The sequence below is a fragment of the Rhizobium sp. BK196 genome (assembly GCF_014193255.1).
In the GTDB taxonomy this organism is placed as follows: Bacteria; Pseudomonadota; Alphaproteobacteria; order Rhizobiales; family Rhizobiaceae; genus Rhizobium.
The window spans coordinates 343,114-352,705 of sequence record NZ_JACHZB010000007.1; the positions used below are offsets into that span (position 1 = coordinate 343,114).

The following is a 9,592-nucleotide window of genomic DNA, read 5'->3' on the forward strand; positions in this document are numbered from 1 at the left end:
ATGGCAAATACCGCAAAGCCGGACGTGCGTCCGCAAAACACTCATTTTTCTTCTGGCCCCTGCGCGAAACGTCCTGGTTGGACGCTCGAAGCTCTTTCCGATGCGGCTCTTGGCCGTTCGCATCGTGCGAAAGTCGGCAAGGCCAAGCTGAAGCAGGCGATCGATCTTACCCGCGAAATTCTGGAAGTGCCGGCGGATTACCGTATCGGCATCGTGCCGGCTTCCGATACCGGCGCTGTCGAGATGGCCCTCTGGTCGCTGCTCGGCGAGCGCGGTGTCGACATGGTCGCCTGGGAAAGCTTCGGCGCCGGCTGGGTTACCGACGTCGTCAAGCAGCTCAAGCTGAACGACGTCCGCAAGATCGAAGCCGGTTACGGTGAACTTCCGGATCTTTCCGCCGTCGATTTCGACCGTGACGTGGTCTTCACCTGGAACGGCACCACTTCGGGCGTTCGCGTACCGAATGCCGACTTCATCCCGGCCGACCGCAAGGGCCTGACGATCTGCGATGCGACGTCAGCCGCTTTCGCGCAAGAACTCGATTTCGCAAAGCTCGATGTCGTCACCTTCTCCTGGCAGAAGGTTTTGGGTGGCGAGGGTGCGCATGGTATCCTCATCCTGTCGCCGCGCGCCGTCGAACGCCTCGTCTCCTATCAGCCGGCATGGCCGCTGCCGAAAATCTTCCGCCTGACCTCGGGCGGCAAGCTGATCGAAGGCATCTTCCAGGGCGAAACGATCAACACGCCTTCGATGCTCTGCGTCGAGGACTATATCGATGCGCTGCTCTGGGCCAAACAGCTCGGTGGCCTTAAGGCACTGATTGGCCGCGCCGATGCCAATGCAAAGGTTATCGCCGATTTCGTAGCCGCAAACGGCTGGATCGCCAATCTCGCCGTCAAGCCGGAGATCGAATCCAACACCTCGATCTGCTTGAAGATCGTCGACAAGGATGTTGCCGCCCTCGACGCCGATGGCCAGGCGGATTTCGCCAAGGGTCTCGTCGCTCTTCTTGAGAAGGAAGGCGTCGCCTATGACATCGGCGCTTACCGAGACGCTCCGTCCGGTCTTCGGATCTGGGCAGGTGCCACGATCGAGACTGCCGATATGCAGAAGCTGATGCCGTGGCTTTCCTGGGCCTTCGAAACGCAGAAAGCTGCGCTTTCCCAGGCTGCTGCCTGATGTGATCGCATCCGGCTCCGTCTGAGGGCGGAGCCTTGCATTCCCAATTCAAGTTTATCGCTGAACTCTTTGAAGGAGGCCCAACATGGCACCTCGCGTTCTCGTATCCGACGAACTGTCGGAAACCGCCGTCCAAATCTTCCGTGATCGCGGCGTCGAAGTCGATTTCCAGCCGCAGCTCGGCAAGGACAAGGACAAGCTGTTCGAAGTCATCGGCAATTATGACGGTCTTGCCATCCGCTCCGCCACCAAGGTGACGGAGAAAATCATCGAAGCGGCCAAAAACCTCAAGGTCGTCGGCCGCGCCGGCATCGGCGTCGACAATGTCGATATCCCGGCCGCTTCGCGCCGTGGCATCATCGTCATGAACACGCCCTTCGGCAACTCGATCACGACAGCTGAACACGCAATCGCCCTTATGTTTGCCGTTGCCCGCCAGCTTCCGGCTGCCGACACTTCTACGCAGGCCGGCAAGTGGGAGAAGTCGAAGTTCATGGGTGTCGAAATCACCGGCAAGACGCTCGGCGTCATCGGTGCCGGCAATATCGGCTCCATCGTCTGCGCCCGCGCCATCGGCCTGAAGATGCATGTCGTTGCCTACGATCCGTTCCTCTCCAAGGAGCGTGCCGAAGAGATGGGCGTCACCAAGGTCGAGCTCGACGAGCTGCTCGCCAGGGCAGATTTCATCACGCTGCACGTGCCGATGACGGACAAGACCCGTGGCATCCTGAATAAGGAAGCGCTTGCCAAGACCAAGCCCGGCGTTCGGATCATCAATTGCGCCCGCGGCGGTCTCGTCGATGAGGCAGCGCTTGCCGATGCCATCAAGTCCGGCCATGTCGCCGGCGCCGCCTTTGACGTTTTCGAAGTCGAACCCGCCAAGGAAAGCCCGCTCTTCGGCCTGCCGAACGTCGTCTGCACGCCGCATCTCGGCGCATCGACCACGGAAGCGCAAGAGAACGTCGCTCTGCAGGTGGCCGAGCAGATGGCTGATTATCTCGTCAACGGGGCGGTTTCGAACGCCATCAACATGCCGTCGATCACGGCTGAAGAAGCGCCGATCCTGAAGCCGTTCATCAGGCTCGCCGATGTCCTCGGCGCTTTCGTCGGCCAGGTCACCGAAGAGCCGATCAAGGAGATCGAGATCCTCTATGATGGCGTAACCGCCAGCATGAACACTCGAGCGTTGACGTCTGCGGTTCTCGCCGGTCTGATCCGGTCACAGGTGGCTGACGTCAACATGGTTTCAGCCCCGATCATGATCAAGGAAAAGGGCATCATCCTCTCCGAGGTCAAGCGCGACAAGTCGGGTGTCTTCGACGGCTACATCAAGCTGACGGTGACGACGGAATCCATGACGCGTTCTGTCGCCGGCACGGTCTTCTCTGATGGCAAGCCGCGCTTCATTCAGATCAAAGGCATCAACCTCGACGCCGATGTCGGCAACCACATGATCTACATCACCAATACCGACGTTCCGGGCATGATTGGCTTTATCGGCACGACGCTTGGTGCTGCCGGCGTCAACATCGCCAACTTCCAGCTCGGTCGTGACAAACAGGGCGGCGATGCGATCGCTCTACTCTATGTCGATGCTGCGGTTGACGATGTCGTTCTAAACAAGCTGACGGCCAATCCGGCGATCCGCCAGGCAAAGCCGCTGACCTTCAACGTCGACTGAGTTTTCCTCCCAAGGAAAGACATGAATAACCGGTCCGGTCTCCGGGCCGGTTTTTTCTATAGTCCAGCGCATGTCGTCAGTGATCTGTGATCAGTGGCGGCGGGTGGCATTCGTGTCGTGATGCAGGAAAGTGTCTCTGTTCGCGTCGAACACCCTAAAGAACTCGTCCCAGGAAATGTTCTCGACAGAGTTTTCTGGCCTGCCGAAATCGACGCCGACCTGGCCGCTTCTGATTCGGGCGGGATGGCCGCCGCGTGCTTCGATCCATTCCCGGATTTTATCATGATCTGTCATTGTGGACGCGCCCATCATCGCCTCCCTGCGGACGGGTTGTATTTTCAACTAGAAATAACTCCTTGGAAATGAATTGGTTCCAACTGAAAATGAGGTATGGGTCCGACCTTCGTCCTGGCCACCTGGGTGGAACTTTCAGCTAAGCCGCGGATGGCTGGCTTGAAGCACAGATCGATTACCGCCGGCTGAAGAAGGCATTAGCCTGAGATCATGGTATCGAAGGTATCGGCAGCCTTGCTGCGATAGCGCTCCTCATGGCGCAGCAGGAAGAAGGGACGGGGCTGGGCCGGCACGTTCACTTCGGTGAGAAGACCGTTGCGCAGCCTCATTGCAACAACGCTTCGTGACATCAGTGTCGCGCCGATACCGGCTTCGACAACGCCGACGAGCGGTTCGTTTTCCGGCAGCACCATCGCGATTTCCAGCGCCTCAATGTCGAGCCCGGCCTTTTGCAGAAGACTTTCGAAGGCAAGACGGGTACCCGATCCCTGTTCGCGCAGGACCCATTGTGTCTGGGGAAAATCGGACGGACTGCGTGCTTTGCCATCCGCCCAGGGGTGACTAGGAGCAACGACGACGATCATCTCGTCAAGAGCGATTTTCCTTGCCGAAACGCCACGCCTTTCACTCGGCCACTCGATGAGGCCTACCTCCACCTCGCCATTGGCAACAGCGTCCGACACTTCAGCTGTGTTGCCGATGCGGATTGTCAGTTCGATGCCTGGATATCTTCGGCGGAACGCGACGAGCCGTGGCGATAGCCAATAGCCGCCGATCGTTTGGCTCGCCATGATCGTAAGTTCTCCGTGCATAAGACCGGAGAGGTCTACGAGCGCGGCTTCCGCCGCCTTTGCACTTGTCAGCACAGCATGCGCTTCCTTCAGGAACAGCTTACCGGTCCGGTTCAGTACGATCGAGCGGCCGACGCGGTCGAAGAGGGTGACGCCATGGCGTGTCTCCAGTGCTGTAACTGCGGCGCTAACGGCCGACTGAGTCATGTTCAGGTGAGCCGCCGCCTTCGTGATATGCTGACGCGCCGCCACCTCCACGAATATTCTGAGCTGCTCCAGTGTCATGTCACCTCCATCAATCATTCGATTTTATCGAACAGAATTAGAAAGATAAATCGTTGGAAGCGATTATTTTGTGCCGATATGAAAGCGGTCAACGAAAGGACACCAACTATGACCGCCCTGCATCTATCTCCTTCTGTACCGATTGTTCGCCCGCGCATGCATGTCTTGCGCCACTTCACGCCAAACTGGTTTGCGACGACGATGGGGACCGGCATCCTTGCCGTCTGCTTCGGTCAGTTTCCGGGTCTGACGGCAGTCCACACGACAGGCGAGATGCTGTGGCTCGCGGATATCGTCCTGTTTGCAGTGTTAACCTGCATCTATGCCGGGAAGTGGTTGCTACACCCCGGCGCTGCGCTCAGGGCATTCGACCATCCCGTCGTCTCGATGTTCTTCGGTTGTATACCGATGGGCCTTGCGACCATCGTCAACGGTTTCCTGATCTTCGGATCAGGCCTGTTGGGTGAGATAAGCGTCTCTATCGCAGCGGAGCTATGGTGGGTGGATGCGGCGTTGGCGGTTCTGGCGGGTCTTGCCATTCCGATGGTCATGTTTACACGGCAGCGGCATGCAATCGAGCATATGAGCGCCGTCTGGCTGCTGCCGATCGTCGCTTCTGAGGTGGCGGCTGCAAGCGGCGGATTATTGGTGCCGCATCTTGCCGAAGGTGCGCAGCTTCCGGTACTTTTTGCGAGCTTCGTGCTCTGGTCCTGCTCGGTGCCGCTGGCGCTCGGCATTCTCGTCATCCTCTTCCTGCGCATGGCTCTGCACAAGCTGCCGCACGCCAGCATGGCAGCGACGAGCTTCCTTGCCCTCGGCCCTGTCGGTACCGGTGCACTTGGCCTTGCTCTGTTTTCCATCAATGGCGGGCAGGCTCTTGCAGCCGGCGGCCTTGGTGCGCTGGCTCCGGCGATTTCGGGCGCGGCTTTGCTCGGTGCTGTCTTGCTTTGGGGCTATGGCCTCTGGTGGCTTGGTCTGGCGATCGCCATCACCATCAACCACCTGCGGCAAGGTTTGCCCTTCAATCTCGGCTGGTGGGGCTACACCTTCCCGATCGGCGTCTATGCCGTCGCGACACTGCGGCTCGCCAATATCTTTCCGTTGCCGGCGCTGACGGGGTTCGGGGAGGTTCTGGTTGCAGCCCTTGCCGCAATCTGGGTCGTCGTCGCCATCCGCACGAGCTGCGGCGCCTATAATGGTTCGCTCTTCGTCGATCCGTGCCTGGAGAGCTGATCGCCTGGCGCTAACACAACTGGCTCAATCATTCGTTATGTTGAGAATGCCAGGTAGCATTGCATACTTTCCGCGGGGCTGAAAAGGAGGATGCACATGAAACACTATACGCTGTCGATGATCGGTCTGGCCCTCATGACCGCCATTATCGCCAATCTCGGCATTGCACTTGCCTGCAACAAATTGATCGGCACCTGAGGCGATATCATCCATCCTTTTCCTAAAGGCGCAGCTCCGGCTGCGCCTTTTTTGATGCCTTTCCCTTTTCCATGCTGCATTGCACCCTAACTGTGCCTGCATGACGGAGTTTCTGAACGACATCCGCGCCGAAGGCATATGGCTGCCGGACTGGCTTGCGAGCGTCATCATCTTCGCAGTCGTCATCTCGGTGACGCTCTTTACGCATCGCATTCTCTTCCGTCTGCTGACGCAGTTGGTTGAAGGCAAGGATCTCTTCTGGCGCTCGCTCGTCTCGCGCCTGAAGCGGGTCGTGCGGCTAGCCATGCTGGTGGCCGCCCTTTCCTTCGGGGCGACGATTGCGCCGTTGACGGATACGCAGTCGGCGACTGTCCGGCATATCCTGCTCATTTTCTTCATCGTGCTCGTTGCCTGGATGGCCAAGACCGTCAAGCATATCTGGATGACGGTCTATCTCAGACGGTTCAAGCTCGATGCCGAGGACAATCTTCTGGCACGCAAGCACGTAACGCAGACGCGTATCATGGAACGCGTCGTCGATCTTTTGATCGTCATCGTGACGATTTCGGCCTGTATGATGACCTTTGATGCGGTCCGTCAATATGGCGTCAGCCTGCTCGCCTCCGCCGGTGTGGCGGGTATCGTCGTCGGTCTCGCGCTGCAGCCTGTGCTGAAAAACCTTTTCGCCGGCATTCAGCTCGCCATCACCCAGCCAATTCGCATCGACGATGCGTTGCTGGTCGAAGGCGAGTGGGGCAGGGTGGAAGAGATCACCTCGACCTATGTCGTCGTGCAATTGTGGGATTGGCGGCGGATGATCCTGCCGCTCAGCTACTTCATCGAGAACCCGTTCCAGAACTGGACGCGCGAAAGCTCGGCGCTGATCGGCACCGTCATGATCTATCTGGATTACAGCGTGCCGGTAGAGGTCATTCGCAGGAAGGTGGAAGAGATCGCGCAAGGTTCAAAGCTTTGGGATCGGCGCGTAGTCAATGTTGCCGTTACGGATTTTCGGGAGGCGGTGACGGAAATCCGCATTCTCGTGTCGGCATCGAATTCCGCCCGCACCTTCGATCTGCGCTGTGAGGTTCGCGAGAAGCTGATCGATTTCATCCAGCGCGAATATCCGGCATCCTTGCCACATGTGCGGGCGGTGATGAACGAGCCGCCCGCTCGAGGCCGGCGTGAGGCGGCAGAGTAGATCTACCGCATCGGCGCTTCTGCTTCGCCTTCCACCGGCGTCGTTGCGATCTGCGATTGCGTATCACCGGAGGCGACGGCTGCGGGCAGAGGCACCTGACGCTTGCGCTCGCGGATCAGCGTCAGCAGGCCGGAGCAGACGATGAGTATGATGCCGAGAGCCATCGGCAGATCGACGCTGTCGTTGAAGAAGAGATAACCGAAGGCGATCGCCCAGATCATCTGGCTGTATTGCGGTGTCGCAACCAGCGTTGCGGGGGCAAGCCGCGCGGCGGTCATCAGCATGACATTGCCGGCAGCGCCAAGCAGGCCGTAGCTGGCGAGAAAGAGCCATTGCTGCGGGCTTGGTACGACTACCTGCGAGAGCATGAGCAGGCCGCTGACGATGAGAGTGCCAAGCAGCGAAGCGCCATAGAGTGAAAGGCGCTTTTCGGCCGGGCCGAGCTTGCGCAGGATGACGATGGCAATGGCCGCCGCGATCGCTCCGATGGTCGCTGCCAGATGGCCGACGGACAAATCGCGGAAGCCAGGTCTGAGAACCACCAGCACGCCGAGGAAGCCGACGATGACGGCTGCCCAGCGCTGCCAGCGCACATCTTCCTTCAGGAAGATCACTGAGAGAATAGTGACGAAGGAAGGCAGCAAAAAGAGAAGGCAGAAGGCCTCTGCCATCGGCAGCTTGGTGAAGGTGATGATGGAGGCGATTGCGCCGGTCGCACCGGCCGCAAAGCGCACCAACCATAGTGGCCGGTTCGTCGTCCTGAAAACGTCCAACCAAGAGTCGCCCGGCCCCTTGATGACGGGCAGGGCGGCGAGGCTGAGGATCGCACCCGTGAAGGCGACCTGGAACGAGGGAACCGTGCCGTGCAGGGCCTTGATGGATGCATCGCTGAAGGCAAACACGGCATAGGCCGCAAATGCGACAAGGACGCCACGAAGCGTGGTGGAGGCGGCTGTCATTTATCCGAATCTTTAAAAGCTGAGTCATTTCATCTACGTGATGAAATGCGGCCCGGCAAAGGTCGATTGCGAATAGCTGCAATGCGTGACCCGCGCATGACGCCGCCGGAAACGCTGGCCCTTGCGCGGAGACGCAATAGTTTCTATATCCGTCGCCCATGCAAGCTGGCGGCCGATCCCGCCGGAAATACAGGAAATCCGCCATGTTTCGGGATCAGGAAGGCGGATCGAAACAGCGCAGAATTTGGCAGCACCCGTGAACACACTGGATTTTGACAAGAAGCCGGAAGACACCCGTGTCGTCGTCGCCATGTCTGGCGGCGTTGACAGCTCCGTCGTGGCTGGGCTTCTCAAACGCCAGGGATATGATGTGTTGGGCATTACGCTGCAGCTTTACGATCACGGCGCAGCGGTCCATCGCGCCGGCTCCTGTTGCGCGGGCCAGGATATCGATGATGCACGCCGTGTTTGCGAGACGCTCGGTATTCCGCATTACGTGCTCGACTACGAGAAACGGTTCCGCGAAACCGTCATCAATCCCTTCGCCGAAAGTTACGTCGCCGGCGAGACGCCGATCCCCTGCGTAGCCTGCAATCAGACGGTCAAGTTTGCCGATCTTTTGGCTACCGCCAAGGAGCTCGGCGCTGACGCGCTGGCGACGGGCCATTATATCCGCTCGCGCCCGAACCCGTCATCCAGCAATCCCGGTCGCCGCGCGCTCTATCGCCCGGCTGATGCCGACCGCGACCAGAGCTATTTCCTCTTCGCCACGACGCAGGAGCAGATCGACTATCTGCGCTTTCCGCTGGGTGGACTGCCCAAGTCGGAAACGCGCCGGCTGGCCGAAGAGATGGGTCTCGTCGTCGCCAAGAAGGCCGACAGCCAGGACATCTGTTTCGTGCCGCAGGGCAAATATTCCGACATCATCGCCAAGCTGAAGCCGAATTCGGCTTTGGCCGGTGACATTGTTCATCTCGACGGTCGCATCCTCGGCCAGCACGAAGGCATCCTGCATTATACGATCGGTCAGCGGCGCGGCATCGGCATCGCTACGGGTGAACCGCTCTATGTCATCTATCTCGACGCCCGCTCGCGCCGCGTCATCGTCGGCCCGAAAGAAGCGCTGGAAACGCACCGCGTCTATTTGCGTGACGTCAATTGGTTGGGTGACGAAACACTTCAGGCTGCAGCCTCGGGCGAAGGTTTTACCTGTTATGCCAAGGTGCGCTCCACCCGCGCGCCAGCTCCGGCTGTGCTGCACATGGATGCAAGCGGCATCTATGTCGACCTGACGGTCGGCGAGGCCGGTATTGCGCCCGGCCAAGCCTGCGCGCTCTATTCGGCGCCCGGCGATGACGCCCGCGTCTTCGGCGGCGGTTTCATCGAACGTTCCGAGCGCGAGCCTGATGCGGAAGCCTCATTGAAGGCGCTGCTTTCCACCTACGCCATGGCCTGAAACGGCGAAAAACGGCACTTCGGAAAGCCCACCGTTTTTCTCCATCATGTGCTTGACACAAAGCGGAGGCGCACCTTATAAGCCGCACATCCCACGAACCGGAAGCGCTTCGCGAACGGTATCGTTTGACCAGTGGCGGAGTAGCTCAGTAGGTCAGAGCAGAGGAATCATAATCCTTGTGTCGGGGGTTCAAATCCCTCCTCCGCTACCACTTTTCCCGTGTCCATACCGAAGACATAGGTAACAGAACGTACCTAAGACATGGGTGACAACCTCGTGCCGAACGGGTTGTCGATGGTTTGCAAGGTTCTCTGC

8 protein-coding genes and 1 tRNA gene are annotated in these 9,592 nt (G+C 59.2%); 6 read left to right on the forward strand and 3 right to left on the reverse strand.

Annotation, left to right across the window (positions count from 1 at the left end; all coding sequences use genetic code 11):
* Positions 1–1,179: a phosphoserine transaminase gene (locus FHT78_RS22840; protein WP_183748850.1), complete on the forward strand. Its 1,179-nt coding sequence runs from the start codon at positions 1–3 to the stop codon at positions 1,177–1,179.
* Positions 1,180–1,264: 85 nt separating this feature from the next.
* Positions 1,265–2,860, forward strand: a complete 1,596-nt coding sequence (gene serA / locus FHT78_RS22845) for a phosphoglycerate dehydrogenase (protein WP_183748851.1) — start codon at positions 1,265–1,267, stop codon at positions 2,858–2,860.
* A 90-nt stretch (positions 2,861–2,950) separates the two neighbouring features.
* Here the strand turns inward: serA and FHT78_RS22850 are convergent, their stop codons facing one another.
* On the reverse strand, positions 2,951–3,172 hold the full coding sequence (locus tag FHT78_RS22850) for a hypothetical protein (protein WP_183748852.1): 222 nt from the start codon (positions 3,170–3,172) through the stop codon (positions 2,951–2,953).
* Between the two features lie 179 nt (positions 3,173–3,351).
* Positions 3,352–4,230: a LysR substrate-binding domain-containing protein gene (locus FHT78_RS22855; protein WP_183748853.1), complete on the reverse strand. Its 879-nt coding sequence runs from the start codon at positions 4,228–4,230 to the stop codon at positions 3,352–3,354.
* Positions 4,231–4,338: 108 nt separating this feature from the next.
* On the opposite strand from FHT78_RS22855, the gene FHT78_RS22860 reads away from it, so the two are divergent.
* Together FHT78_RS22860 and FHT78_RS22865 are read left to right on the forward strand one after the other, a co-directional pair.
* Entirely contained in the window at positions 4,339–5,463 is a 1,125-nt protein-coding gene (locus tag FHT78_RS22860; RefSeq protein WP_183748854.1) for a TDT family transporter, read from the forward strand.
* Positions 5,464–5,761: 298 nt separating this feature from the next.
* Positions 5,762–6,862 carry a mechanosensitive ion channel domain-containing protein gene (locus tag FHT78_RS22865; protein WP_183748855.1) on the forward strand — a complete coding sequence of 367 codons (1,101 nt, stop codon included), beginning with the start codon at positions 5,762–5,764 and terminating at the stop codon, positions 6,860–6,862.
* A gap of 2 nt (positions 6,863–6,864) precedes the next feature.
* On the opposite strand, the gene FHT78_RS22870 is transcribed toward FHT78_RS22865, so the two are convergent.
* Positions 6,865–7,821, reverse strand: coding sequence for a DMT family transporter (locus tag FHT78_RS22870; RefSeq protein WP_183748856.1), 957 nt, complete (start codon positions 7,819–7,821; stop codon positions 6,865–6,867).
* Positions 7,822–8,077: 256 nt separating this feature from the next.
* Between FHT78_RS22870 and mnmA the strand changes: the two genes are divergently transcribed.
* Positions 8,078–9,277, forward strand: a complete 1,200-nt coding sequence (mnmA, locus tag FHT78_RS22875; protein ID WP_183748857.1) for a tRNA 2-thiouridine(34) synthase MnmA — start codon at positions 8,078–8,080, stop codon at positions 9,275–9,277.
* Positions 9,278–9,411: 134 nt separating this feature from the next.
* Positions 9,412–9,488 (forward strand) — tRNA-Met (locus tag FHT78_RS22880).
* The last annotated feature ends 104 nt before the right edge of the window (positions 9,489–9,592 follow it).